A 26,967-nucleotide genomic window follows, 5' to 3' on the forward strand; every position below is an offset into this window, starting at 1 on the left:
TTGGGTGGTAAAACATTTTTTGATAACAGTTAAAATACATCAAATTTTGTAAAGATAAATCATTCAATTACATGCATGAAAGCGCTACAGTAAATAGAGAAATGAAATGCAAGCGATTTCTTTAATTGGTAAGGGGGAGGATACGTCCATGGAGCGTTAATCTGATTGCCGCTGAAAGGAAGATTTATAGAAGAATATAAGGAGGAGAAGAAAGTGAAAGTCATGTATAGTCGTGTAAATAAATACAGCTTACAATCCGCCTTTGCTAGTATCTTAGTCTTATTCTTGCTTGTGACTTCAGTACAAATCTATCCGAACAAAGCAATAGCATCTGTGGACGAAGTCAGCATCGCGCTTGAAGCAAGTCTGGGAGACAATCCGAACAATGGTGCAACCGCCGATACGATTGTTGATTTAAAAGCAGCATCCGTAACCGTAATGCCGGATTTGGCTATCACGGATATTCATGTAACCGCTGTGGCCTCAGAAGTTAAAAAAGGCGAAACACTTCAATTTACTACAGAAATAACGCCATCAAATGCAACACCGCAATCCGTGATATGGTCTGTTGTGAATCAGGATAACGAAGCAGTATCCAGCGGAACAAAGGTTAGCGATACTGGCCTTTTAACGGTTGCTCAAAATGAAACCGCCACATCATTAATAGTAACTGCGTCATCTCAAGCCGACCCCACGATAAAAGGGACATATTCCGTATCGGTATCGTCCTTACCCTATTACGCCTTGCTAGAATTCGATGAAACTGTAACGGAAAAAGGTGTAACTTATACCAAATATAATGGCAATCCTTCCTCTGAACCTCAGACTTTTGTAGAAGGGTATAAAGGAGATATCGTTGGGCATATTGCCACCCAAAAATATCTGTATGGTACATTGCCAGCGGACTCTTCCCTTAGAGGTTCTGAAAACGTAATTTTTACAATTCAGTATTATGATGTTGGGTCAACTAAGCCCTATTTGGAACTTGGCCAAAAATCAACTGGACATGCTTACAATAACAGGCATTTTATACAGCTGTATAATACCGGAGAACTGGCAACGCTAAAAATATTTGTAAGCGATGCTCAAATGAACAAAAAGCAAAATGGCGGCGCTGATTTCAGAATACTAGCTGCCGGTGGAGACTTTTACGTAAAAAGTATACGAATTGAGACCGGTAAGGAACCTCCAATTGACGAGACCGTTCCACCCGCGTTTGCCGAGCAAACGGCAAGTAACAACATGATCGGAAAGACTGTTTCCGGTTATCAGATGTGGTTTACTGCCAATGCCACCAACACGGGATGGGTTCATTGGAACTCGGGGTCAAGACCTGGAGTCGGAGCCCTTAAATTTGAAAATTGGCCGGATGTAAGGGACTATCCCGACAATGCTCTTTTCAATACCAATTTTGATAATTTGGAAAGTGGAGAAGGAGCAAAGTTATTTACATCTAAGAATAAAGACGTGGTTGACCTGCATGTTTCCTGGTTGCGTGATTATGGCATAGACGGGTTAGCCGTTCAACGATTTTATGGTACAACAGAAGTCATTGAAAGTCCTGTGAAAAATAATATTAACTTGGTTCAAGAGGCTGCTGAAAAGTATAATAAACTATTTTATGTCATGTATGACATGTCAGGATCAGGCAGTGTAAGGGATGCTGCTATAGAAAGAATCAAAAAAGATTGGGTTTATAATATAGAACGAAAAGGCATAGCAAGCTCAACGAGTTATGCTCATGCGGATGGTAAGCCGGTAGTCTGCTTATGGGGCCTTGCTGGGGACAACCCAGATAGATATCCAAGTGCCAATGTTGCGCTCACTCTTATTCACTGGTTCCAAGATAGAGGTTATTATGTGATTGGAGGTTTGCCTGATAATACATGGGCGTCGGTAACAAATGAGTATGCTGAGGTATATCAGTCCATTGATATGGCATCACCTTGGACGGTAGGACGGTTTAAAGGCACCGACGGCGCTAAAGACTGGTGGGAGCTAGCCAATAATCGTTTGAATACCGAACAGGCCTATTGCGAAAGGTATGGAGTAGATTTCCAGCCAGTTATTTTCCCAGGTTTTGCATGGTCGAATCTGAGGAGTGGGGTAAACTCTCCGGCAAATGAGATAGCTAGAGAAAGCGGAGATTTCATGTGGACACAAGCAGCGCTTTTAAGAGAACGAGGCCTAAAGACAACCTATATAGCCATGTTTGACGAGTACGATGAAGGCACGGCAATTATGAAAGGCGCTGAAGATTCCTTTGAGATACCAAAGGGGGAGCAGTATTTTTATACACAAGCTTCAGAAGGTACATGGCTTTCATCAGATTTTTATTTGCGACTGGCAGGAGCGATTGCCGATTTGTCTAAACGTGACATTACTGAGAATAACCCTGTAAGCGATGAAGTGCCGATTGAGGATTCGCTTGGCCCGGTGTATTGGCGGAATGGGTTTGAAAAACGCGTAGCTATGGGCGGTGAGCTAACTGACGTTGACGTGGGTATTTACAATCCAGATGATGAAAATAAACGCGGAAATCCGGCAATCTTGAAACGTCAGCATACGAATCCTGCGGCAGACTCCTTTGCCATCGAGAAAGGTACCCATAATCAAGGAGCGTATTCTTTCCGATTTAATGGCCAGTCGGAAGGCGGTTCCGACAATTCTCAGCTTTATGCGCGAATTGCGCCAACGAAAATAAAAGTTCATAAAGACTTAGAGCTTTCTTATTTTATGAAAGCAGAAAATGACTTAGGTCAGCATGCTTTCATTGATCTGTTGTTTGACGACGGTACTTATTTAAGCGATACGTCTGGTTTTACCGGCAAAGACGCAAAAGGCAGGGTAGGAGAATGGGGGAAAATCTCTTATTATTTAAATTCGTCTTTTAAAGATAAGACGATAGTTGCTGTTATTGCTGCGTATGATAACGCTGCAGATGGTGCTTTTACGGCTTACATGGACGATATCACGATTCAAACGGCGCCTCCCATTCTAGATTTAAGTCCTGCTGTACCTGACGGCAGCAATGGATGGTATACGTCGGATGTAACGGTAAGCTTATCAGCAAGTGACAATGTATCGGGTGTGGAAACGTCAGAATATCAAGTGAATAACGGGGCATGGACTGCCTATACGGACACCCTGCCTGCCTTTGGTGATGGGGTTTATACAATCAATTATCGCGCTGTGGATCAAGCAGGCGATGTAAAACGACACCAAACAGTGGAGTTTAAGGTTGACAAAACGGCACCAATGCTAACCGTTCAGTTAGATAAAACGTCTATTTGGCCCCCGAATAATAAAATGGTAATCGTAAGTGCCACGCTTAATTCGAGCGATGCTGCATCAGGCGTTGCATCTGTTGTGTTAACTTCGATTACGAGCAACGAACCTGGTAGCAGTCAAAGCGACATTGCAGCCGATTTTGGTACAGCGGCTACTTCCTTTAGTTTACGTGCTGCAAGGTTGGGTGATGGATCGGGGCGCATATATACTATAACGTATACGATAACTGATCAAGCAGGCAACCAAGCGGTTGCCACATCAACTGTCAGAGTACCTCATGATCAATCAGGAGATCATTAAACCATTCTATAGCAGCTACGTGGAAGAGCTCAGACTTTAACAACAGTCTGAGCTTTTCCACGTAATAACTGAGCTTGCTGGCAAGAATTTACGTAGGAAGTATTCCAATTAATGGTATTATTAGACTGTGAATATGAAAGTATTATGGGAACTGAGGATTATTAGTATAGTTCTCTGTATCGCGGGGCTTGTATTGTTCGTGTTATATCTCAATTCTCAACATAGAAAAGTTGAATAAATTAACGGGAAACGATAGTTTATAGTCCAGTCAGGTGCCTTAGCAAAAAGGCCGCAATGCGGCAATGAGTGCGTCAGTCGATACATACCTGTCCTTATTGTTTACGTCAAAGGGATTTAATAACACACGCCTAAGTTCTCTATCGCGAATTTCCGCCTTATGGATATCCGCTACCGTCCCGTTCATGAGGAAAGCGCATATTTTGCACACATCCTGTAGCTCCTTTTTCATGACAGCAGGACTCACAATCTCTTTGGCAATGTTGAAATCTATTACTTTGACCGTCTCTGGCTTATTGTGAAGTATCATAACGTTTTTGGGCAGCACATCATTATGGACATACCCCGTTTTGTGGAGTTGTCTAAGACCCTTGAGGATGTTGATTGTAATCTCTACACTTAAGTCCTGATCCCGCTTATTGGTGAAGGTATTATGAAAGTCATTACCTAAGTCGACCCCCGGATATACTCAGTAACCAAATAGCCTTTTTCCCCGATCTCAAAATAATCATAATAGCGTGGCAAAAACTCACCGATCCGGTAATTCTGCATAATCCGCGCTTCGCGTCTTGCCGCCTCACGGTTGGAAGTCTCTTTGATTGCTAGCTGGCGTCCTTTCGAATCATAAGCTTTATAGACCTTGCCTAAAGCTCCGGACCCGCTAAAAAATGTAGATAGATTTGTGTCATTAATGTAGGCACATTTGAGGCATCATAAGGTAAAAAAATTTTTATATGTTTGTTTACCTTTTTTTGTCCCCAATCGTTATTTGAACCTTAACGGGAAACGATAGCACAATAAACAGAGAGCAGTTTGCACGCGGCAGCTGCTCCCTGTTTTCATTTAAGTAACGGGCAGGATACTACGGTCAGACATCGAATTAGAACGATAATGCAGAGAAAAAAGCTGAAGTTAATTGCCCACAATGGAAGGACGGTTATAGGATGAAATTCACGTGTGAATGTGGTCATATAATATATGACCAAACAGATTACTTGTCCTATAAGGCACACTTAATATCAGACCAAGATTGGTTTGGTTTTTTAGAAGAAATTGATGAAGCGATTGAAAAATCTGGACCGGCACCAAAAGATAAAGAAATTGCATGTATGAAAATTCGTTCGTTATCATCGAAATTATATAAAAGAGTGTATCAATGCAAAAATTGTGGGAATATATTTTTCAATAATAATTCACCACAATTAGAAATGTTTAGAAGTAATAAAGACAACCCAAACAAGACGTTACTACAATCATCTAAGTTCACGATATAATTTTTGCTTCTTACTCAACTAATGAGCATTTAATGAAATAACGTATGTGAAAATTTTAAACAGGGGGAGATAATATGTTGCTTTTAATAGTAGCCATCGTATCTATTGTTACATGGATTGCGGTATCCCGAGAACTTGTAAAATCTTCAGAAGAGAAAAACAAAGGAAAAATAATAACTTTAATGTCCGCATGTACCTTATCAACGATAGTTCTGAGCATTTTACTTTTTTAAAATATTCAGTTTTAAAAATCATCTATAAATAGTTAGATGTATAACTAAAGGATAGGTTAATTTAATAAGCAAATTAATAAAAATAGAACTTCCAATTTTATGGAAGTTCTATTTTTAACCTGAGAATTAGTGGGATAATTATCGAAGATTACTTGTTTTGGAGGGAAAAATTAAAATGAAAAACAAGCTGCTAATGGCAATTATTACTATGTTGGCTTGTTGCTTCCTTTTTTCGGCTTGTGATTCCAAAAAGACAACGATCGAAGAAGCCAAAGAAAAGATATCGATTGAAGAAGCGGAAAAACTGATTTTAGCAACTCCAGATATTTCTCAATCGAACAAAACGGATATAGAACTGATGGAGATTACACCTTCTAATATTTGGGATCAAACAAAATGTCAGCTTTATAAGATTGTAGATGAGTATAAGAACTCGGAAACGTTTATCGTAACGAATCAAAAGGCTGTTCATATAGGCAATGGGTTTGGCGGGTTCGGTGTAACAAGCGCTGTGCCATACGATGTCAATAAAGACGGGATAGTAGATATCGTTTATTCCTATTCATTCGGTTCAGGTATCCATCGCTCTGTTATATCGTGGATAGATATCAAGAGTTTTACTGAGCATCATGTTGAAGATATGCCTGAAAGAACGGTATTTAGTATGGATGATTTGATATTAAAAATTGAAAGTAATGAAGTGATAGTTTATCGTATTGCAGGCATGGATGAAAATAAAATAAATTTCGATCGTTTGCGATTATACCCCACAGACAAGGATATAGGTTACATGAGACTAGAAAAGGATGGTGCTTTGTTTTGGGAGAATAGCAAATTATACAATAAACGTTAATGCTAAAATATGGATGCGACGAAATCATTGAACTTTGCATTTAATCTATCCCTTATGTCACTAACGGGTAGGTTAACTTGAAAAGAAAATGAAAGAGGCTGCTCCGCTTAGGAACAGCCTCAAATAAATTATTTTTTAAATATCTTCAAAATATCCAGTGTTTTGTTATAAACAAATCTTTCCCATCTCGCTAATAAACTATTTCCATTATCCCCGTTCGCGATTTGAGTAGCGTGACGTTTATGAAACTCTGTTACTCGTTGATTATGTTTATTATGAAATGTGTTGAAAGGTTGGTGGCGAAGGTTTGTTTTTGCGTTCATCGTTTATCCCTTCTTTCCATTTTTTATAATTATATCATGCAAGATAATTTATCCACAACAAGATCATCGTTACGCTAACGGAAAACGATAGTGAAAGAGGTTGCCACGCGGCAGCTTCTTTTTTGTTCGTTCAAGTAACGGGAGATTATCAGAGCATAAGCGCAATATATCATGGTAGTAGAAAGAACATTGATTTGTGGGAAGGAGGATTTCTTGTTGAAGTATAGTGAATTAATGGAACTGAAAGATGTATTCTTCTAGTGAGCATTTGACTTTAACGAGGTCTGAATCCGGAAAACATTGTTGAACTAACGGAGAACGTTACTTAAATAGGGATCGCCGGCTGTTGTACAGTCGACGATCCCTATTTTTTACTGAGTATCGTGCAGTATAATTTAACTCTTAACTTTCTCCATGTGTGGGTGTGAATACCTACTTGTAAAATTGGTTCTTTACTGAGGGGACCAGATTCCTTATTATTGAGAGTAAATGTAAAATATTCCAGACAAAGTGAGGAACAACATGAACATGAACCAAGAAATTTATTATTACAAGAATTCATCGGACCTAAGGGAATTAGCAAGGAGGAGTCTGAGAGAGAACTGGGCTTCTGCTCTGTTTGTTACGGCGGTTACGACTTTGTTCGGTCCATTGACGGGCCCTGAGGCGCACTGGCTTTTAGATCTTGCAGGCTTTCTAGTAGGTGGTGCTCTCCTGCTGGGCTCTGTGCATTATTTTCTAAAACTGAATCGAGATGAAAGTGCACAGTTCACCGATCTATTTTACGGATTCAAACAATTTGTTTCTTCATTTCTGACTTACCTCCTGTTCTTACTTTTCATTCTGCTTTGGACACTCTTACTCATAATACCAGGTATTATTGCAGCCCTTCGTTATGCCATGACCTTCTACATTTTGAACGATGAACCAGATTTAAAACCGATTCAAGCCATTAAACGCAGCTCGGAAATGATGAGAGGGCATAAATGGGACTTTTTCAAGCTTCACTTGAGCTTCATAGGTTGGTATCTGCTCGCGATTATTGGTGGGTTTATTACTATTGGATTGCTCCCAGGGGTAGATATGGAGGACCCTTATTGGAGTAGTGTCATTATAGCCGTATTCATGCTGCCTGTCGTTACCTATAGCTCAGCCGCTTCAGCTGCATTCTATGTCAATCGGAAAGCCATGCAGCAACAAGAAGGAGCATTTTTGCATCAAGCCCCAGTTGAATAAAAGCTGCATCAACTTGCAATTGTGTTACTAGTAGTAAATATATGTCATTGGCGTCATAGAAAAATGGATGACGTGCGAATTGGTGGCTTCAGCCACAGGTTGAAACTTTGCGGCGTGGACATCGTAGGATACAGAACATAAAAAAATGGACAGTAAGAGGAGCGCTGCTGTTATGCCGATGGGGTTTGATGGACCGCCGTTTATTTTTAAAGCGATGTTTGTGTTGATTCCATTACTGATAATTGGAATGATTGTCTTTGCCATGATAAGCGGGATCACTACCTGGGCGCGAAATAATGCGTCTCCTGTACTGAGAAGGGATGCGACAGTTGTCACGAAACGGACGAAAGTGTGGGGCGGATCCGAAGATTCAAGCGCGAGTACTTCTTACTTCGTAACATTCGAGTTCGACGATCGTTCGCGCCTGGAGCTGCAGCTGAGCGGCTCGGAGTACGGTCTGATCGCAGAAGGAGACAGGGGAAAGCTGACGAATCAGGGGACGCGGTTTAACACTTTTCAGCGGTGAAGCCCTTTTGACAATTAGATCATGTCCGTAGAATTGATGACATAAATGGAAACCCTATATCATTGAAGTAATGAGAAACACTAGCACAACAATAAGCAATAAGATTAAACCCTTCCAATTCTAGCAAAGCTAGAGAGAAATTATACTTGGGAGGGTATTTTTAATACTAAAATATGGAGTTGATAGTGGTGAGCAAAAAAGGGCGAGTAATTTACATAACAATTTTAGGACTAGTTATACTATTTTGCTTTTTTCCTTCTCCTTCAGCAAATATTGAAGTAAGAAAACACATCTTACTTACTGGACATCCATTACTTGCTGTTACAACTGAATTGATCAATCAAGGAAAAAGGGGATCCGAAGGATACTTGTTCTATGCAAGTGATCTAAGTTCGAGTTATATTTATGTTAAACAAACAAAATTAGGATGGATTGTCGATAAATCAGGGACAGGTCCTTGAAAAATGATGATACGGGACTTGTTCAATGCTTTTTTAATTCAGAGACTGTTCTGATAATCCGTTGTTTACTATAATCCTTAGGCGTTCACTCACTTGGGTGAACGTTTTTTTGTACTAGCGAAGCTCACGAGATTAAACTAAAAAGGCGGATTAGCGTAACCTTTTATCGCAGCAGGATGCGTTAAGCTAACGAGAAATGATAGCACAATACTGAACAGGCTGCGGGTATGCTGGCGGCCTATTCAAGTAACGGGCAAGATAGTGAAATCTACTAGGCTTTGATAAGTCTAATACATACTAACCCCTAGTTATGACAAAGGAGTAATTATGCCTAAAAAGAAGATGTTGTTAATATCGCTTGTAGCTCTCATTCCAATATCCATTTTTATTATTGATTACAAAAGAGCAATAAAGGATATGCCACCGATATTTGCCATTCGAACAAATTTGTACAAGGATGGGGGTACATCAACTTATTTAGGTTTTAGTTATAAAGTTATTGATTATAATCAAGTAGATGGACGGAAGGACGTTGTTTTTAAATCTTTGTTCATTTCAAAGGGGAAGTAAATAATAAAGTGAATAATCTTAGTCGGTCTCTACTCAACCACGACTATATGAAGTGAAAATTCGCTCAGAGGATTAGCTAACGGATAACGATACAAAATAGTGTTCCCCTCTGTTATAATCACACTAGATATACACTATGTTATATATACTATATGGATGGGGGACGATGGTTAGGTATGAGTCTTTTTTATAACTGCGTGGGGAAGAGTCTAAATTCTTCTCTTAAATGGATTAATGAACCACTTGAATGGGGATTTTCTGAACAAAATTCACTTATGATTACCGCGCCACCTCGTGCAGACTTCTTCCATAACCCAACACAGGAAAGTAGAAAAAATTCTGCTCCATTCCTATATACGACAACAAATGCAAATTTTATCTTAACCACACGGGTTAGCGTAGACATACGTGACCAGAATGACTCCGGATGCCTTATGGTAATGGCAGACGAGAATAACTGGGCCAAGTTATGTTATGAGGATTTTAGAGGTCGACCTTCCATTATTAGTGTTGTAACTAAAGATATTTCTGATGATTGTATTGGCGACTATGTCGGGAATACAAACCCTTTCTTAAGAGTATCTCGATATGATACTTGTTTAGCTTTTCATTACTCTCTTGATGGTAATGAATGGGCATTAGTGCGGTATTTTGGAATGAGTAATATCCATAGTTTAAAAGTCGGTGTAGTTGCCCAGAGTCCAGTTGGTGATGGATGTGTAGTGCAGTTCGATTACTTACACCTCCTTCCTAATACTAATATAGATGTAAGAAATATAAAATAATAAAACCTTTATTTTCATCAAACCAAAGTTAAACTCCAAATGGAAGTGAACTCATAAAAATTCCCGATTTCCCTGATCTTAAGAGGTGAGTAACGGTATCCAAATTATGAAATGAGGGAATGTATTGCATTTCGAATTGAGTACAGCAATTACCCAACTAATATCAGTGGCTATCGCTATTTTAATTGTTTTATTAATTTTCAAACTAGTCAGAAAAAAGAAGTCATAGCAGTTACTGTGCTAACGAGGAACTATAGTTCAAGCACAACACAATGGCAGCCGGTATACGATCGGCTGCCGTTGTCCGTTAAAGTAACGGGCAGGATAGTTTAACTATAAATGAGTATTATCAACTAAAATCTATATTTATTTGATACCTTGTTAGATAGGAAGTTAAGTTCTGTCTATGGAACAAGTGAAGTGAAGGTAGATTATACGAGAGTATGTAGATTAAAAAAAGTAAAACTATAGAGGTGTTAAAATGGAAACAACAAATGATAACATGAGGCTGGACTCGAACTACGCTAATTATAGCGAACGAGGTGGTGGCGACTAATGGGTGTGAAAATGCACGTCGACGAAATGGAAATTAACGAGGCACTCGTACGCCGTCTGCTTGTCACCCAGTTCCCCCACTGGGCAGAGCTTTCCTTGAGACGGGTCGAGCCGGCTGGCACAGTGAACGCTATCTTCAGGCTAGGCGAAGAATATTCCGTTCGGCTTGCACGGCGGATGGGGCCAACGACACCAGAAAGTCGAGAGTTTATATGGCTGCCAAAGCTCTCACCATTGGTTCCGCTTGAAACCCCTGTACCTATTGCGCAAGGGCATCCGAATAGCGAATATCCGTGGTTTTGGGAGATACATTCGTGGATTGAAGGCGAGTCGGTGCCAATAGGGCAGATTGACGCGATTCAGGCAGCGCGTGATCTTGCGGCGTTCGTTGCAGTGCTACAACAACTCGATCCAACGGGTGGGCCGCAGGGGCGCGGCGTTCCTTTGGCTCAACGGGATAAGGAGTTCCGACACTGGCTGGATCGATTCGATGGCGATTCTGCGGTTTCTGATATTTGGGAGTCGGCGCTTGCTGCGCCTCCATGGAACGGCCCGCCAGTTTGGCATCATGGCGACCTTGACGTGCGTAACTGGCTTGTGCGAAATAAACGCATCACCGGTGTGATCGATTGGGGTGAAATGGGCATTGGCGATCCTGCATGCGATATCATGGTCGCATGGAAGTTACACTCACCGGAGGCTCGTGATGAGTTCCGCAAATATCTATCGACGGACGACGCTACTTGGGCAAGAGCCCGCGGATGGGTCGTATCACAGGCGGTGGCAATACTGGCGTACTACACACCTGAAAACAATCCAGTTCTATACCGTGAGGCGAATTCCTGGCTTGACCTAGTACTGTCAGAATGATGCTTGATAAGCTTATTGTAAATAACAACTATGTCTTGGAAAGCCTAGACCAGTGTCGGGTGACAAGAACATAGTCCCATTAATTGCCGCGTAAAACGCGGTCTTTTTATTTTATGGGATCAAGTTCTTGTCACAAGGTGAAGAAAAATTGGTTAGGTTATCGTGTGATTGCTGACGGGACTGGACCATGAATTTTTACGAACGTTAAGAAATCGAAGAAAAATATTTGGGAGGTTACCTATGAGAGAAATTGATTTCAGTAATTATTTTTGGCAGGATGAGGAAATAAAATTGCGTGCAATAGAGCCTGAAGATTGGGAGAGTCACTACATCAACCGTTTCGATTCTCATGCACGGCGTCTGTTAGAGTGTGCTGTTGAATTACCACCTACTATTGCAGAAGCAAAAAAATTCTCTGAAACATACGCTGATTTCTCATCAGGTCGACTTATGTTTACTATCGAAAATTCTGATCGAGATAATGTTGGGGGTATTAATTTAAACAGCATCGACGAAAAAAATGGCACGTTCAGTATAGGTATTCAAATCGACAGGGACCACCGAGGTAAGGGGTATGGTACAAGAGCTGTTAAAATACTTCTGAAGTATGCTTTCTTCGAACGAAGACTTAATAAATTCAATGATAATGTACTTGAAGGAAACGTAGCATCTATTAAAATGATGAAGAAACTAGGCTGCCTCCAAGAAGGTGTTCAGCGAAAAGTCATATACACAAATGGGCAATATTTAGATAGTATTTTGTTTGGTTTAACGAAAGATGAATTTATTGAGATACTAAAAGAAGATGGATCGTTTAACTAACGGTAAACGAGAGTTAAATATTTGTTACACGATTGAAATCTTTTTTTCATCTGGTATTAATCATTCAAGATTATAACAAAGGTCGACCCCCCTTTAAATATAAACTTTGACCCTCAGCCCGTTGCTGAGGGTCTCTTTTTGCTTCCAGTGCAGCCATACATCGATTTAGTCAAAAGCATCATCCCGAAAGAATATCACGAGGACGTTTTCGAGGGGAAGTGACGGAGTATGGTCACTTTTCTTTTTGGTAAAATCGTCGTGCTTTGGCACGATTGCCGCAATCGGCCATTGAACACCAGCGGCGGCTCCGGTTCCGGCTCGTATCGAAGAATAACCATCCACAAGGGTCTCCCTCACATTGTTTGACTCGTTCCAGGTCGTTTTTGGAAACAAGTAAATCTACAGCAGATTGCAAAATCGGAGGGAGCATAGTGTCCAAGTTTATCTCGGTTTGCTTGAACTTCAAAGTGTAATGATCCTTTTCATGGATTACTTGCAAAGTTTGATAAAAGTGGCTCACAGATTCATTGAAACGTTCCAGGTCTGGCGGGTGGGGCGATGTTTCCTTTGAAATGGACTTGAAAATTCGATACATGACTTCCCGCATTTCGATTGCCTGTTTCAGAACATCTCCTGCTTCAGACGGTTTCTCCTCCGCTTTTAAAAGTAGAGCTTTTGCTTGTTGTTCGGTCAAGACTTTAGCATTGAAGCACCAGTCGACCAATTTGGCGTAACTCGTAAACCAATCCCGCCTTAGCTCAGCACTTTCCCGCCAACTGACGGTATTGATGAAATCCATACACAAACGTTCTCCGACCATCATATAAGGGTTCGTTTCCGACATAATCATAACTCCTTTACTATAACCATCATAATACATATTGACAGTTAGAAACAACTCGGTTAAACTATAACCATCTAATGTAGTTTTGATGGTTATAAACAAATTCAGGAGGTACTGAGATGGACAATCCGATGTTGGTAGCTGTTAGAACATTGTTGAAGGAAACATTTGATGGACCTGAAGAAAACGCAAGCTGGTATACAGAAGCGACGCCTGGTAGTGGTTTATTCGGAACGCTTGAAAAATTATCGGCAGAAGACGCTTCGATACCTGTCAATGGTACGACAATCGCCGCACAAATGGATCATACCCGCTACTACTTATGGGTTGTGAATTTCTACTTAAATGGAGAAGAACCCAAGAAGGACTGGGAAGCATCATGGAAAATCACAAAGGTTGATAAAATCACATGGGCACAATTTAATGACGAACTTCAACAAGAATACACAACACTACTTAAAAAGATTGATTCACTTGACTCCTTAGATGAACAGACATCGAATGGTCTGTTGGGAGCGATCGCTCACTCCGCCTACCATCTCGGTTCGATACGACAGATGATCAAAGCGATCAAAGTCCCAAGCCAAACATAAGCATGAAAAAAGCTCCAAGGAATAATCCTTGGAGCTTTCAGTTTGTAGAGAAACAAATTCACTCAGTGAACTTTAAATTATAAACTGAACGTCAGAGAATAAGTAGGAATGAAATGAAAAATGGAGGTATTATGAATAAACGAGAACGATTTAAAACAATCTTTTTATATGGTGTTTTCATTTGTTACATCGTTTTTTTAATTAAATTATTGTTCTTATCAAGAATTTCACTTTTGGAGATGTTTAATAGTCAAAGGACTTTAAATAGGTCGATCAATCTTATTCCTTTTTATAGTATAAAGGAATATATACTTGGCGGTTCTGCGACTATAAAAAAATTCGCTTTTAGTAATGTGGTTGGTAATATAGTTATTCTTATTCCTCTTGGTACTTATCTGTCATTATTCAAAAAGGACAAAAGAGTCATAACCAATCTATTGTTTATATTCTTTGTGAGTTTATCTGTTGAAATCACTCAGGGGCTTTTAGGTATCGGAACATCAGACATTGATGACATCATTTTAAATTGTTCGGGTGGATTAATTGGTATTTTAGGGTATAAGTTTTTAGCGTTTATATTACGAGATGAGAAAAAAGTGCGTACCGTAATCATAATAATATCTGCTATAGGATTACCTGTTATTTTATATTTAGTATTCATGGTAACATTGAAACTCTGAATTACGCTAACGGAAATCGCACTAATTATTTAATTAGAAAATAGGAGGTAAACATGTTCATAGATCCCTGGAATCATAGAATCTTTTTTCTTGATTGTTTATATGTATTAACAGGAGATACCGTCAATTCTAGACCAGACCTTAGAAATTATAAAAATACCTTATATATGAAATTAATGGGATTTAAAGTGCAAAAATCTTGCAAAGAGGTTAGAGATTGGGCCGAAAGATCTCTATTTCTACTAGATAACCCTAATTCTTATAATTATGATTATTGGGGGATGGGTTCAAAGTATTTAAAGGAGTATCGGTAGTAAATTTGATTTACCGAGGCTCTAGTTTAACTCATTCGATTATAGTAGTTCATAGGATTATTACTCTACATATAAATGGGGTGCGTCTCATGGGACTGGGAGAACGGATTGGCAGAGGCAACACTGCGGATATTTATATCATAGGGTCAGACCAGGTACTTAAAGTATTCCGCGACCCGAAATTGCTGGACCTGGAGCGGGGGATCAGCCATATTATTGAGGAGTTGGCAGTAGGCGCTCCGACATTTTATGGTACAGTAGAAATTGACGGATTTACTGGACTTGCTTATGAGAGAATCATGGGACCTTCAATGTTGGAGATTCTGATAGGAAAGCCGGAACAAGCTGCAGAATGTGGTCGTCAGCTGGCTCAGATTCACGTCAAGTTGCACAGCGTCAAGGTTAACGGCCGTTTGCAATCTTACAAAAGCCGACTGGCTAGTACAATTAATCGCATTCGTCACGTCGGATTTGAGCCGTTTCGAGAAGCGGTCGAAAATCGTCTGTTCGATCTTCCTGAAGGGGATCATCTTTGCCACGGTGATTTCCATCCTGGCAATGTACTCTTAAATCAGCAGGGACCAGTCGTAATCGACTGGATGACCGCAGTATATGGAGCAGCACAAGCCGATGCAGCCAGGACGATCATGATACTTCGTCACGCGGTTTTGCCGGCAGAGCTTCCAGATGTCGTCAGCCAGACGTTTGCTCAGATTCGAACTGTATTACTGCAAAGTTACGAAGATACATATCTCGAACTGACCGGTTTCAATAGGGAAGAGCTCACGAAGTGGGAGCTTCCGCTGATGGCTGCACGCCTAGGTGAAAGCATTCCGGAGGAGGAGCAGCGCAAGCTACTCGCACAAATACAGCGGCAGCTCATATAAGCTTTAACATGCCATAATATGGCGGTTGGTTTAAAGTAAATGTAAATGCTCAATTAACGTTAAACGATAGCTTAATAAAATGAAGAAACGGCAGCCGGCATAAGGGCTGCCGTTTTCTCAACTTACGGGCGTAACAAACAGTTATATTTGGCACGAGTGACGGAATATCCAACTAACCCTATGTGTGAACCTGAAGGAACTTTTTCCAATTGTATCAAACTTCGACATTTTTTGTTGACAATGGTTGAACTAAAGTTATAGGGTATAAATTAAAGATATTAATTGGGAGGGAGATCAATTTGTCAGTGGTAATTAATGACTTCTTAGTTCCTGATATCGGCTATTTAATATATAGAAAGTGCACACCAACATGGGAAATCGCAAAAAATGAAATCTCATTTTGTGACATCACTTATGTTATAGAAGGGAAAGGAATCTATACAATTGATGGCGTACAATACGAGGTGAAGCGAGGTGATCTTCTTTGCATTCCACGAGGGAGCATTCGTATGGCCAAATGCATCGTCGATGACCTTATGATCTTGTACTCCGCTAACTTCAAACTCTATGAAATGAACGGACAATTAGCCGACCTGCCTCTTCCTTTGCTGACGCACATTGGGATTAAAAGCGACCTCATCGGGCTCTTTCGCGAGCTATCCAATGCCTGGGTTCGTAAGGAAACCGCGTATCATACAAAAACCAGAGGTTTGCTGCTTGTCATTATTCACAGATTATTTGAGCTGATTCTCTTAAAAAAAGACCCCACAAGCACAGACTATCGGGTGAAAAAGGCTATCAACTATATATCTGAAAACTACGCGAGCAATGTTACTGTAAAAGAGATTGCAAATCTGGTAGGGCTCAATACGGTATACTTTGGGGCACTATTTAAAAATGAAACGGGAATACTGGTCAATCAATACTTGACGCAAACGAGAATTAACCATGCAGAGGACATGCTGCAAAATGGCGAATGCAACGTAAGCGAAGCCGCAGAGCGTTGCGGGTACAGCGATCTGTCGCACTTTCGAAAGCAATTTAAAATGATCAAAGGATATTCACCATCACAATGTCTCAGAAATCAACCAGACTAGCTTACGCTAGTCTTTTTTTTGCAAAAAAATATCTTTAATTAGGCATTGTTAACTATATTCAGACTATTGTCGAAAGGTATCTTCAATGCTAAGTTTTATATTAAGGAACAAAAGTGTTTTGGCTATCGTTATAGGTGCCGCACGATGAACTTAATATGAATAAAATGTTAAATTCATACCCTATATTTTGTAGTTAATGAAAACGCTTTAATTTATTTGATAGAGGTGCATCATGGATCACGCGGGACGTATATATTCCGAATACAATGCTTGGCTGCAGCCAAAATCGAGTCTAGAGCCTAAAGCTTTGCGAATCAGTGCAGGCTTCGATTTAGATTTTATCCATCAAGAATGTCATCTAGGTCTAATTCGCCTATGGGGAGAAATTCAAGAATGCGCTGAGTACACGCTGCAATTAAAAGTTGATGACTTGAGGCCTGAGGAGTTTTCACTTACCCCACTGGACAATGGATTCGAGATCGCAGGTGGCAGTAAGAATGGTCTCTTATATGGTGTTTATCGCTTCCTAAACCGTCTGGCCACTGGAGAGAGCATGGAAAAGATTCATGAACGCTCCGCACCCAAAGTCGACTATCGCATTATTAATCATTGGGACAACATGGATGGGCACATTGAACGCGGATATGCCGGTAATTCTTTCTTCTTCCTTAATAATAAGTTTGACTACGATGAAGAAAGAATTAAAAATTATGCCCGACTGATGGCTTCTATCGGAATTAACGGAATTTGCATTAACAATGTGAACGTGAACAAAGTAAGCGCTGGTCTGATTGCTGAACCGCTGCTTTCTGACATGGCAGAACTAGCTGCACTGTTTAGACCTTTTGGTATCCGATTATTGGTATCCGTCCATTTTGATGCACCGATGATCGTCGGCGGGCTTACAACCTCTGATCCGTTGGATGAGGGAGTAAAGGAATTTTGGAAAGCTCAATCCGCGGTTGTATACGATAAAATCCCGGACTTTTTAGGTTATTTGGTGAAAGCGGACTCAGAGTTTAGAGGCGGCCCGGAGGCCTTTGGACGAACTCAGGCAGACGGTGCCAATACGATTGCTGCAGCGGTCGCTCCATTTGGAGGGTTGGTCTTTTGGCGCTGCTTCGTGTATAACTGCCAGCAGGACTGGAGAGATGCGCAAACCGACCGTCCAATGGCGGCTTATAAGCACTTTCAGCCACTGGATGGTACATTTGATCAGAACGTCATTCTTCAAATCAAAAATGGCCCAGTAGATTTTCAGACGAGAGAGCCAGTATCGCCTCTTTTTTCAAGCCTTAAAAACACCCGTGAGGCCATTGAGTTTCAAATTGCTCAGGAGTACACAGGCCAGCAAGTCGACCTGTTCGGCCTAGCTGTTCAGTGGGAAGAAATTTTGACAACAGAAGTTGATAAAAGGAAGCAGTTGAAAAGTTTGTTTGGCCAAGAAATCGTTGCTGTGACAGCGGTTACAAACACAGGCAATAACATGAACTGGACAGGCAACACCCTTGCACAGTCCAATCTGTACGCCTTTGGGCGAATGGCGTGGAATCCGGAGCTTACTGCTAAAGAACTGATCCGTGAGTGGATTCGGATCACGTTTGAAACAGATGAGCATGGACGCCAAACTATGGAGGAGATGCTGCTTAAATCAAGAGGGATTTACGAGAGCTATACAGCTCCTCTTGGTATTGGCTTTATGGTAAATCCAAATTCTCACTACGGGCCTAATGTTGACGGCTATGAGTTTTCAAAATGGGGGACTTATCACAGAGCAAGCTTTGATGCGATTGGTGTCGATCGAACTTCCAAAGGAACGGGATTTACACTTCAGTATCCAGAGTCACTACAAAGGATGTATGACGACATAGAAAGTTGTCCGGAGGAACTATTGCTGTTTTTCCATCGCGTTCGGTACGACTACAAAATGAAAGACGGACGAACATTGCTTCAATACATATATGACAGTCACTTTGAGGGTGCTCAGCAAACAGAAGCATTGTTACAATCCTGGGAGACTCTGGAGAACCGAGTTCCACAGGAAGCCTTTAACTCGGTGAAAGAGCGACTTCAACTTCAACTTCTCAATGCTCGTGAGTGGCGAGATCAAGTGAATACGTATTTCTATCGCAAAACAGGAATTGACGATGAAAAGGGAAGACAAATTTATAGGTAAGGCGGTGCAAATATGGTAATTACAAATAAAAAGCAATCGATTAGGTATTTTCAACGTTACTGGATACTCTATGTGATGTTGCTTCTCCCGATGGCCTTCTTTATCGTTTTCCGTTACATACCCATGGGCTACATTCAAATTGCATTCAAAAACTATAGCATTGTAAAAAGCCCAACGGAGATGGCGTGGGCAGGAAATAATGGGTTCGAATATTTTATTAAGGCCTTTTCCAATCGCGACTTTCTTTATTCCCTTAGAAACACCATCGTGCTTAACTTTCTTGACTTGCTATTTGGCTTCCCTGCACCTATTATTCTGGCCATTCTCTTAAATGAGCTCGCTTTCAAACGTTTTAAGCGATTCACCCAAACGATCGTCTATATGCCGCACTTTTTATCATGGATTATCATTTCAGGTATGGCACTTCAGCTTTTTGCGCCGACTACAGGGCTTGTCAACATCATGCTAAACAAGATGGGCTTTGCATCCATTCCGTTTCTGAATGAACCTGGGCATTGGGTGGTCACCTACATTTTACTGGGCATATGGCAAAGCTGCGGTTGGAATACCATCATCTATCTGGCAGCCATTACAGGGATCAACCCAGAACTGTACGAGGCCTCATCGGTGGATGGAGCAAGTCGTATACGCAATATTTGGCACATTACGCTGCCAGGACTTCGTCCTACGATCATTGTTATGCTGATTCTAAGCCTTGGGCGCATTTTGGGCAGTGAATTTGACAGACCTTACGCACTCAGTAATAAGCTTGTCACAGAAGTTTCTAACGTTATTTCCATATTCGTATATAACAACGGTATTCGTGGATTGCAATTCTCTCTCACCACTGCCGTCGGTCTATTTCAATCTGTCGTGTGCGTCATATTTTTGTTTGCAGCAAACGCTCTGGCCAAAAAATTTGGCGAACGTGGCATCTGGTAGGAGGCTATAACATGATTAAATCAAAAGGTACTAGAATCGGGGACTGGATTATCGCTTTCATGTGTTTCTTGTGTATTTTAGTCTGTCTCCTGCCGTTGTTAAATATATTGGCACGATCTTTAAGCTCTGCGGGTTCATTGGTGAAAAATGAAGTTTTTCTTCTGCCTGTAGGACTGAATTTCGATGCTTACTCAACGGTACTTGGAGATTCTAAATATACATGGGCGTTGTTGTGGACAGCCATACTAACCGTGATTACCACGCTTTGGTCAATGTTAATGACAATTATGTGTGCATACCCGCTTACATATGACAACCTGAAAGGGAAAAAGATTATCACAGCACTCATTATCTTTACGATGTACTTTAGTGCAGGCACAATCCCGACCTATTTGCTTTTGAAAGAGCTGCACTTGCTCAATAATCCGTTGGTACTGATTCTGCCAAACTGCATTAGTGTATTTAATGTCATCATCATGCGCAGCTTCTTCTACGGGATTCCGGAGAGTCTTAGGGAATCAGCTGAACTCGATGGAGCAGGACCTCTTAGGGTACTCATCAACATCTATCTACCGCTTTCCGCTCCTGTGCTTGCAACGCTGGCTCTTTTCTATGCAGTAGGCCGATGGAACGGGTTTTCTGATGCATTGATGTTTATGTCCAATAGAACCTACTTCCCCATACAATTGCTGCTTTATAACATTCTTAATAGTGTCAGCAGTATTGAGGTGGCTACGCAGGAAGGCTTTTCAAGCCCAGGCCTGTCTGAAACAATTAAATCAGCAACCGTTATGTTTGCAACCATACCGATTTTGCTCATTTATCCGTGGCTGCAGAGATACTTTATCTCCGGCGTTACAATCGGAGCGGTAAAAGGTTAATTTTAACTCATGATAGGAATTGGCTACGTCAATTTTTATAAATCAATGCCAAATAGTAAACAAGAATAAGGGAGGAACAAACATGAAATTTCGCAAAGCATTGTCCGTTCTAGCGGTTAGTACCGTTTTTGCTGGAGCACTTTCAGGATGTACCACTAGCGACAAACCAACTCCATCAGCTTCATCAGATCCATCAGCTTCAGCGCCTGCATCTAATGCTCCTAACAACAAATCTGCAGGACTAGAAAAGCTAGGTCTCGATGCCAATCTCAAATTCAAGGAGACTCGTAAAATCAAAGTAGAGATTTATGACCGTGGTAATCCCGGGGGAACCAAACCAGAGAACAACGTCTATACAAAATATATCAAAGACGGAATGCTTCGCGACCACAATGTAGACGTTTCTTTTGTTCCTGTTCCACGTTGGACAGAGGGCGAGGCGATTAACAACCTTTTGGCAGGGAATCAAGCGCCGGATATCAGTCTCACCTACTCTTATCCAACAATCCAAACGTACGCCAATATGGGTGGTGTCCTTGACCTAGGCCCTCTTCTCAAAGATAACAAAGACCTTCTGCCAGACATGTATAAGTATTTAACCGAAGCAAACATCAATTGGGACAAAGATCCTAGCACAGGAACCTTGTGGGCAATAGAATCTCGTTTGAACACCCTTAACCGCACGAATACCTTTGTGCGCGAGGATTGGTTAAAGAAGCTCAATCTTCAAGCGCCAAAAACGTTAACAGAATTTGAAAACATGCTAAAGGCATTTAAAGACAACGCTTCCACACTTTTGGGAAAAGATGCCAGCAAGATGATTCCTTTTTCAACGAGCTTTGACGTCGGCTGGCGTACAGATCATTTGACTGCGGCCTACGTACCCAATAATATAACAGACAAGGACATCTACACGCACGACTTTGACGATAGACGTTTCCTCTATCCAAATTACAAAGAAGGCATAAAAACGTTGAATAAGTGGTATAATCAAGGTCTGGTTTGGAAGGATTTCGCACTTTATCCTGCCGGAGATAAAACGGAAGATAATCTCATGAAAGCGGGCTATGTGGGCGCATTCATGCACAACTGGGATTACCCGTATCGTAACGGCGCCGACAGCATTCAGGCAGGCATTCAGAAGCTTGTTGGCCCAGATGCAGCTTATATTGCTGTTGAACCATTTGCCAACGATGCTGGTGTTTATAAGAAATTTTTATCAGGTCCTGTTGACCGTAAAATATTTTTCCCAGCTACAAACAAAGAACCGATTGCTTCTCTGCTCTATTTAGATTGGATTTCCAAGCTTGACAATCGCGTATTCCTGCAATTTGGAGAAGAAGGCGTTACTCGTCAAACGTTGCCAGACGGTTCCGTGAAGACGATTGCAGCAACAGGCGAAAAAATTATGAACTCTCCAGCAAACATCGATTACACGATCACAAGTAATGGTCTTGACCTTGGCGATCCTGCTAAGACAGTCAAGTCAATTGCCAACGGTTATGCTGGTATTGACGCCAAATATATTGAGAAAGCGAATGAAAATACAACTCATGACGGACGTGTAGGCAAAAATGCCAATGTGGGTGCTATCAAGGCAGAAAACGGCCAAGGTCAAGCACTTAAAGAGAAACGTGATACGCTCTTGAACAAGGCTGTTGTGGCACCTGTTGACAAATTTGACGCTGTATATGACGCAGGTATGAAGGATTACCTCGGTTCAGGCGGTCAAGCGATTATCGACGAGCGAACAGCTGCATGGGAGAAAGCTTTCGGAAAAGAAACAAAGCTGAAATAGCATTCTACGAGCAAAAGATTGATAATGCCTAGAGGCTTGCACATGCAAGCCTCTAGGCTTTTATGGAGGTAGGAATTCGTATGCAGATTTTGAATGATGGTTGGCAGTTTGCAAAAGGGGAGCCAAACGAGTTTGTACCCGTCAGTGTTCCTCATGACTGGTTGATTGCAGATACAAAAAATTTGTACAAAGATGACATTGGTTGGTACAAGCGTGATCTAGATGCAAGTAATGTAAAGGACGGACAGCGTCTTTTTATCCGCTTTGATGGCGTGTATATGGACAGTACCTTGTTTGTAAACGACAAAGAAGTGGGTCAGTGGAAGTATGGATACACAGCTTTTGAATTTGATATTACAGGTTTTATAAGCAAAGACAGCACAAACACCATTTTGCTCAAGGTCGTTCATCAAGCGCCAAACTCCCGATGGTATACAGGGGCGGGCATATATCGGGATGTGTTTCTGATTGTAAAAAACGCTTGTCACTTCGTATCTGACGGAATCTATATTACAACCCATAAAGTGGACGGTCAGTGGAGTTACGAAGTAGATGTGGAAGTAGAAACCGAAGGAATGCCTTATCAGGTTCGCCATACGCTTTTAGAAAAGAATGACGAAATCGTAGAGTGGGACGTTGAGAATCCCCAGCTCTACACCCTGCGAAGCGAACTATTTGTAGACGGTGAGATTACAGATACTGTGGATACCCGCTTTGGCTTTAGGACGATCGAGTATACGACAGATCGGGGATTTTTCCTCAATGGCAGGCATGTAAAGTTAAATGGCGTCTGCCTCCATCACGATCTCGGCGGATTGGGTGCGGCAGTGTACCCGGACGCCATTCGCAGGCAGCTTGAGATATTCCGTAAAATGGGTGTCAACGCAATCCGTACAGCTCACAACCCGCCCGCTAGCATTTTTAACGATATTGCAGATGAAATGGGTTTTCTCGTCATGAGCGAAATATTCGACGTTTGGAAGCGTCCAAAAACGAAACATGACTATGCGCGTTTCTTTGATGAATGGGCGGAAAAGGATGTGGCCTCTTGGATTCGCCGGGATCGCAACCATCCTTCGATTATCATGTGGAGCGTTGGCAACGAAGTTTATGATACGCATGCAGATGCAGAGTCTGGAAAAGCAACGATGACTTACCTCATGGAATTGGTTAAAAAGCATGATCCCCATGTTCATGCGCCTGTTACATTATGCTCCAATTACATGCCATGGGAAAATACGCAAAAATGCGCTGACGTTATTAAACTAATCGGCTATAACTACGCTGAGCCCTTATACGTGAAGCATCATTCTGAACATCCGGATTGGATCATCTATGGCAGCGAGACTTGTTCCACGGTGCAAAGCCGAGGCATTTACCATTTTCCACTCTCCAAATCAATTTTGGCGGACGATGACCTGCAATGTTCGGCTCTTGGCAACAGTGCCACAAGCTGGGGAGCCAAAAGCGTGGAATGGTGTATCAAAGCAGATGCAGACACTCCTTTCTCACTAGGACAGTTTATTTGGGCAGGTCAGGACTACCTTGGCGAGCCAACACCTTACCACACGAAGAACACCTATCTTGGACATGTAGATACGGCAGGCTTTCCCAAAGATTCGTATTACTTGTTTAAAGCTGCATGGACCGACTATCGAAAAGAGCCCTTTGTCCATCTGTATCCGTACTGGGATTTTTCGGAAGGTCAGGTTATCGACGTCAGAGTCTGCTCCAACGCTGCTCAAGTAGAATTGTTTGTAAATGAGGAGAGTCAAGGTATTGTGTCGCTGGATCACGATAAAATCGTTGCAGATTGGCAAATCAAATATCGCACTGGAACGATTCGTGCAGTGGCTTACGATGAAAATGGCAAACAGATTGCAGAGCAGAGCAGAACATCTTTTGGTGATGCTGTAAAGCTGCAGCTAGAGAACGAAATCATAGGCGAGCTACTTTTTACAACGATTACAGCCGTGGATTTCCAAGGCAATCCCGTTGAAAATGCCAACTGTCGTGTCCAGGTATCCGTTGAGAGCGGAACATTGCTCGCACTGGATAACGGCGATGCTACGGACTATGACCAGTATCAGACGGACTCCAGGAGGCTCTTTAGCGGGAAGCTGTTGGCCATCGTAAAGCGGGTGGGTAATAGCGTTCCTGTCATTCGTGCAAAATTAGAGCAGAGTGAAGTGCCTATTCGCAAAATCGAATTGACAGCGGACGGTTACCATGTGAAGGCAAAGACTTTTCCAGAACATGCAACCTATAGCGACTTATATTGGCGGGTCACAGATTCCGCTGGTATTGATAGCCAGTTGGCCACGATTGTGGTATCTGAAGATGGACAAAGCGCAACCATCAAGCCTAGAGGAGACGGCGAAATTTATGTCCGTTGTTCCCCTAGAAACGGCGGAAATCATTTTGCTTTTATCTCGATGATTACACTGCAAATTCAAGGCTTAGGAAAGCCCTTTATTAATCCTTATGAGTTCGTATCCGGCGGACTGTACACGAGCAACGTAGAGCTGACCAATGGCAATGAGCGTGGCGTAGCTACGTTAAGAGATGGCGAAAGTCATGTCGGGTTTAAAGACTTGGACTTTGGAGATTACGGGTCGGATGAAATTACTTTGCCTCTATTCCCTTTGAGTAAGGACCCTTTTACTTTTGAAATTTGGGAGGGAATGCCTTTGGAGGGCGGCGAGCATCTCAGCACCATTCACTACGACAAAGGTTCAATTTGGAATACTTACCAGGAAGTGGTCTATAAGCTCCCGCGTAGGCTGATCGGTGTGACCACCTTATGCCTTGTGTTTAGACAAAAGGTACACATCCAAGGCTTTACCTTTTCCCAGTATCAAAAGGCTTTCCAAAAATTGAAGGCCACTGAAGTCACAACGGTTTATGGCGATTGCTTTACCATTCGTGAGGATACGATTGAAAATATAGGGAATAACGTATCTCTCGTATATGAAAATATGGACTTCGGTGAATTAGGCGCAGGACAAATTGAAATTTGCTGGCGTTCAAAAATAGAACAAAATTCGATACAGCTCGTGTTTACCGATGGCCAGCGTGAAATCAGAAAAATGATAGAAGTGGCAAGCATGGATGAGTACGCCAGTGCCGTGTTCAGTCTAGACGAATCAATCACAGGCAAAAACACCGTGTCGCTCATTTTTCTTCCCGGCTGCAACATCGACATTGGCTGGCTTCGATTTATGAAGTAAGCTTGGGAACACAACGAAGAGGATGCTCTCCTTTATGGGGGGGTACGGTATCACTCTGACAGAGAAATTTAATGGCACCCGAATGGGGTGCCATTATTTATTATTCGTTATCAGCCCATGGTTGTCGAATCGACACTACTGTCTCCCCGGATCTAATAGCCTGCTCAATCAGCATGCCGATATAGTGGTCCTGAGAAGCTTCCGGAAGACCATAAAATCCGGGTCCTCCCTCGGCATAAACCGCCATCTTCTTCAAACAGACTGCAATAGCAATTTCATCGTCATATAACCTAGCAGGTATGTAGGGGTTTTCATATACCCATTGTTCTCCCGCCATAATTCCTTTAAGGAAATAGCCTTCCGCGTTCTCATACTCACCTTTATTGATGCGCTTTAATTCCATTTGAATCTGTCTACAGAAAGGATCTTGTATGCTAATCCGATTATCGAATATTTCCCCTCGTTCCCCCCTAATACATAAATGGTTTGAACGGGTCCATGAACGATGTTGATCCTTGGTGAAATCGTAAATCCCTAGCTTTCCACCAAAATCCAACCAAGCTAAATCTCTCTCTGACTTAATTAATTTATCTTCTGTAGGTGGACCACCTCGGTTCGGCCCAGCAACCCAATCGGATTCAAATCTCATTCCCTTAATACTGACTTCTTCAAAGCGCACTCCTAACATTTTCCGCATTAAGCTTACTGCATGATATAACTGAGATATGGATACTGTCACTTGATTAACATTACCTAATTGTCCTGACATAATAAACTTATGTCGGGCTTCTTGAATAGGATGAAATTGGTATTGTTCAGCTATTTGAATGCGCGCGCCTTGACGGGTAAGCTTGTTGTGCAGCAGCAGCAAACCATCCAGATTAGGTGCAGGAGGTGTTTCTGCAAGTACAGGAATTCCTCGTTCCGCCAGCTGCAGCATATAATCGATAGCGGCTGATGCATTGATAGATAGTACAACAAAGTCAGGTTGTTCATTTACCAAGAGCTGATCCAGTGTCCGATAAGTCGTCACTTGCCATAGGTCTTCCATCGCCCTTCCCTTGGATTCATCACGAATTACCATTCCGCTAACACAAAATTGTTCTGGAAGAGCCTTTGCAATTCTTAGAAAATACTGTGCGCGAAAGCCTCCACCGCCTATAATGCTGAATGTTATTGGTTTCCCCAT

The 26,967-nt window shown here is 41.7% G+C and carries 21 protein-coding genes and 1 pseudogene; 19 read left to right on the forward strand and 3 right to left on the reverse strand.

Annotation, left to right across the window (positions count from 1 at the left end; translation table 11 throughout):
• Nucleotides 1–222: 222 nt before the first annotated feature.
• Nucleotides 223–3,591 (forward strand): OmpL47-type beta-barrel domain-containing protein, encoded by a 3,369-nt coding sequence (locus AC58QG_RS15675; RefSeq protein WP_497363457.1) that lies wholly within the window; start codon nt 223–225, stop codon nt 3,589–3,591.
• Nucleotides 3,592–3,868: 277 nt separating this feature from the next.
• On the opposite strand, the pseudogene AC58QG_RS15680 reads toward AC58QG_RS15675, so the two are convergent.
• A pseudogene (locus AC58QG_RS15680) lies at nt 3,869–4,228 on the reverse strand (protein kinase domain-containing protein); the annotation flags it as partial.
• Between the two features lie 544 nt (nt 4,229–4,772).
• Here AC58QG_RS15680 and AC58QG_RS15685 point away from each other — a divergent pair.
• The 9 genes from AC58QG_RS15685 to AC58QG_RS15725 all read left to right on the forward strand — a co-directional run bounded on the left by AC58QG_RS15685 (nt 4,773) and on the right by AC58QG_RS15725 (nt 12,336).
• A complete protein-coding gene (locus AC58QG_RS15685; RefSeq protein WP_497363055.1) occupies nt 4,773–5,102 on the forward strand; it encodes a DUF8617 domain-containing protein in 330 nt (109 codons plus the stop codon).
• A gap of 408 nt (nt 5,103–5,510) precedes the next feature.
• Entirely contained in the window at nt 5,511–6,188 is a 678-nt protein-coding gene (locus AC58QG_RS15690; RefSeq protein WP_497363056.1) for a hypothetical protein, read from the forward strand.
• A gap of 845 nt (nt 6,189–7,033) precedes the next feature.
• Nucleotides 7,034–7,747: a DUF975 family protein gene (locus tag AC58QG_RS15695; protein WP_497363057.1), complete on the forward strand. Its 714-nt coding sequence runs from the start codon at nt 7,034–7,036 to the stop codon at nt 7,745–7,747.
• A 145-nt stretch (nt 7,748–7,892) separates the two neighbouring features.
• The gene (locus tag AC58QG_RS15700) at nt 7,893–8,273 is read left to right on the forward strand and encodes a DUF2500 domain-containing protein (RefSeq protein WP_497363058.1); all 381 of its coding nucleotides are present in this window, start codon (nt 7,893–7,895) and stop codon (nt 8,271–8,273) included.
• Between the two features lie 188 nt (nt 8,274–8,461).
• Nucleotides 8,462–8,734, forward strand: coding sequence for a YjcN family protein (locus AC58QG_RS15705; RefSeq protein ID WP_497363059.1), 273 nt, complete (start codon nt 8,462–8,464; stop codon nt 8,732–8,734).
• A 327-nt stretch (nt 8,735–9,061) separates the two neighbouring features.
• The gene (locus AC58QG_RS15710; RefSeq protein ID WP_497363060.1) at nt 9,062–9,304 is read left to right on the forward strand and encodes a hypothetical protein; all 243 of its coding nucleotides are present in this window, start codon (nt 9,062–9,064) and stop codon (nt 9,302–9,304) included.
• Between the two features lie 176 nt (nt 9,305–9,480).
• Complete coding sequence (locus AC58QG_RS15715) at nt 9,481–10,089, forward strand: DUF1349 domain-containing protein (protein WP_497363061.1); 609 nt, start codon at nt 9,481–9,483, stop codon at nt 10,087–10,089.
• A gap of 555 nt (nt 10,090–10,644) precedes the next feature.
• On the forward strand, nt 10,645–11,514 hold the full coding sequence (locus AC58QG_RS15720) for an aminoglycoside phosphotransferase family protein (RefSeq protein ID WP_497363062.1): 870 nt from the start codon (nt 10,645–10,647) through the stop codon (nt 11,512–11,514).
• Nucleotides 11,515–11,754: 240 nt separating this feature from the next.
• Nucleotides 11,755–12,336 carry a GNAT family N-acetyltransferase gene (locus tag AC58QG_RS15725; RefSeq protein ID WP_497363063.1) on the forward strand — a complete coding sequence of 194 codons (582 nt, stop codon included), beginning with the start codon at nt 11,755–11,757 and terminating at the stop codon, nt 12,334–12,336.
• A 232-nt stretch (nt 12,337–12,568) separates the two neighbouring features.
• On the opposite strand, the gene AC58QG_RS15730 is transcribed toward AC58QG_RS15725, so the two are convergent.
• Nucleotides 12,569–13,180: a CGNR zinc finger domain-containing protein gene (locus AC58QG_RS15730; RefSeq protein WP_497363064.1), complete on the reverse strand. Its 612-nt coding sequence runs from the start codon at nt 13,178–13,180 to the stop codon at nt 12,569–12,571.
• 119 nt (nt 13,181–13,299) lie between these two features.
• Between AC58QG_RS15730 and AC58QG_RS15735 the strand changes: the two genes are divergently transcribed.
• The 9 genes from AC58QG_RS15735 to AC58QG_RS15775 all read left to right on the forward strand — a co-directional run bounded on the left by AC58QG_RS15735 (nt 13,300) and on the right by AC58QG_RS15775 (nt 25,778).
• Nucleotides 13,300–13,773: a hypothetical protein gene (locus AC58QG_RS15735; RefSeq protein ID WP_497363065.1), complete on the forward strand. Its 474-nt coding sequence runs from the start codon at nt 13,300–13,302 to the stop codon at nt 13,771–13,773.
• A 131-nt stretch (nt 13,774–13,904) separates the two neighbouring features.
• Entirely contained in the window at nt 13,905–14,453 is a 549-nt protein-coding gene (locus tag AC58QG_RS15740) for a VanZ family protein (RefSeq protein WP_497363066.1), read from the forward strand.
• 403 nt (nt 14,454–14,856) lie between these two features.
• A complete protein-coding gene (locus AC58QG_RS15745; RefSeq protein WP_497363067.1) occupies nt 14,857–15,654 on the forward strand; it encodes a phosphotransferase family protein in 798 nt (265 codons plus the stop codon).
• 305 nt (nt 15,655–15,959) lie between these two features.
• Nucleotides 15,960–16,751, forward strand: a complete 792-nt coding sequence (locus AC58QG_RS15750) for a helix-turn-helix domain-containing protein (RefSeq protein ID WP_497363458.1) — start codon at nt 15,960–15,962, stop codon at nt 16,749–16,751.
• Nucleotides 16,752–16,983: 232 nt separating this feature from the next.
• Nucleotides 16,984–18,927 carry an alpha-glucuronidase gene (locus AC58QG_RS15755; protein ID WP_497363068.1) on the forward strand — a complete coding sequence of 648 codons (1,944 nt, stop codon included), beginning with the start codon at nt 16,984–16,986 and terminating at the stop codon, nt 18,925–18,927.
• A 12-nt stretch (nt 18,928–18,939) separates the two neighbouring features.
• A complete protein-coding gene (locus AC58QG_RS15760; RefSeq protein ID WP_497363069.1) occupies nt 18,940–19,869 on the forward strand; it encodes an ABC transporter permease in 930 nt (309 codons plus the stop codon).
• A gap of 11 nt (nt 19,870–19,880) precedes the next feature.
• A complete protein-coding gene (locus tag AC58QG_RS15765) occupies nt 19,881–20,750 on the forward strand; it encodes a carbohydrate ABC transporter permease (protein ID WP_497363070.1) in 870 nt (289 codons plus the stop codon).
• Between the two features lie 82 nt (nt 20,751–20,832).
• Nucleotides 20,833–22,548: a type 2 periplasmic-binding domain-containing protein gene (locus tag AC58QG_RS15770; RefSeq protein WP_497363071.1), complete on the forward strand. Its 1,716-nt coding sequence runs from the start codon at nt 20,833–20,835 to the stop codon at nt 22,546–22,548.
• 80 nt (nt 22,549–22,628) lie between these two features.
• Nucleotides 22,629–25,778, forward strand: a complete 3,150-nt coding sequence (locus AC58QG_RS15775; RefSeq protein ID WP_497363072.1) for a glycoside hydrolase family 2 TIM barrel-domain containing protein — start codon at nt 22,629–22,631, stop codon at nt 25,776–25,778.
• Between the two features lie 100 nt (nt 25,779–25,878).
• Here AC58QG_RS15775 and AC58QG_RS15780 read toward each other — a convergent pair whose 3' ends face one another.
• Nucleotides 25,879–26,967, reverse strand: coding sequence for a Gfo/Idh/MocA family protein (locus AC58QG_RS15780; protein WP_497363073.1), 1,089 nt, complete (start codon nt 26,965–26,967; stop codon nt 25,879–25,881).

This window comes from Paenibacillus sp. J22P169 (genome assembly GCF_059691995.1).

Excerpts from the sequence above, each read along its gene's own strand:
- AC58QG_RS15695 (WP_497363057.1), top strand. The coding sequence starts at position 7,034 with ATGAACATGAACCAAGAAATTTATTATTACAAGAATTCATCGGACCTA.
- AC58QG_RS15710 (WP_497363060.1), top strand. The coding sequence starts at position 9,062 with ATGCCTAAAAAGAAGATGTTGTTAATATCGCTTGTAGCTCTCATTCCA.
- AC58QG_RS15780 (WP_497363073.1), bottom strand. The coding sequence starts at position 26,967 with ATGGGGAAACCAATAACATTCAGCATTATAGGCGGTGGAGGCTTTCGC.
- AC58QG_RS15730 (WP_497363064.1), bottom strand. The coding sequence starts at position 13,180 with ATGTCGGAAACGAACCCTTATATGATGGTCGGAGAACGTTTGTGTATG.
- AC58QG_RS15735 (WP_497363065.1), top strand. The coding sequence starts at position 13,300 with ATGGACAATCCGATGTTGGTAGCTGTTAGAACATTGTTGAAGGAAACA.
- AC58QG_RS15685 (WP_497363055.1), top strand. The coding sequence starts at position 4,773 with ATGAAATTCACGTGTGAATGTGGTCATATAATATATGACCAAACAGAT.
- AC58QG_RS15745 (WP_497363067.1), top strand. The coding sequence starts at position 14,857 with ATGGGACTGGGAGAACGGATTGGCAGAGGCAACACTGCGGATATTTAT.
- AC58QG_RS15770 (WP_497363071.1), top strand. The coding sequence starts at position 20,833 with ATGAAATTTCGCAAAGCATTGTCCGTTCTAGCGGTTAGTACCGTTTTT.
- AC58QG_RS15675 (WP_497363457.1), top strand. The coding sequence starts at position 223 with ATGTATAGTCGTGTAAATAAATACAGCTTACAATCCGCCTTTGCTAGT.
- AC58QG_RS15765 (WP_497363070.1), top strand. The coding sequence starts at position 19,881 with ATGATTAAATCAAAAGGTACTAGAATCGGGGACTGGATTATCGCTTTC.
- AC58QG_RS15715 (WP_497363061.1), top strand. The coding sequence starts at position 9,481 with ATGAGTCTTTTTTATAACTGCGTGGGGAAGAGTCTAAATTCTTCTCTT.
- AC58QG_RS15740 (WP_497363066.1), top strand. The coding sequence starts at position 13,905 with ATGAATAAACGAGAACGATTTAAAACAATCTTTTTATATGGTGTTTTC.
- AC58QG_RS15760 (WP_497363069.1), top strand. The coding sequence starts at position 18,940 with ATGGTAATTACAAATAAAAAGCAATCGATTAGGTATTTTCAACGTTAC.
- AC58QG_RS15775 (WP_497363072.1), top strand. The coding sequence starts at position 22,629 with ATGCAGATTTTGAATGATGGTTGGCAGTTTGCAAAAGGGGAGCCAAAC.
- AC58QG_RS15720 (WP_497363062.1), top strand. The coding sequence starts at position 10,645 with ATGGGTGTGAAAATGCACGTCGACGAAATGGAAATTAACGAGGCACTC.
- AC58QG_RS15725 (WP_497363063.1), top strand. The coding sequence starts at position 11,755 with ATGAGAGAAATTGATTTCAGTAATTATTTTTGGCAGGATGAGGAAATA.
- AC58QG_RS15755 (WP_497363068.1), top strand. The coding sequence starts at position 16,984 with ATGGATCACGCGGGACGTATATATTCCGAATACAATGCTTGGCTGCAG.
- AC58QG_RS15700 (WP_497363058.1), top strand. The coding sequence starts at position 7,893 with ATGGACAGTAAGAGGAGCGCTGCTGTTATGCCGATGGGGTTTGATGGA.
- AC58QG_RS15690 (WP_497363056.1), top strand. The coding sequence starts at position 5,511 with ATGAAAAACAAGCTGCTAATGGCAATTATTACTATGTTGGCTTGTTGC.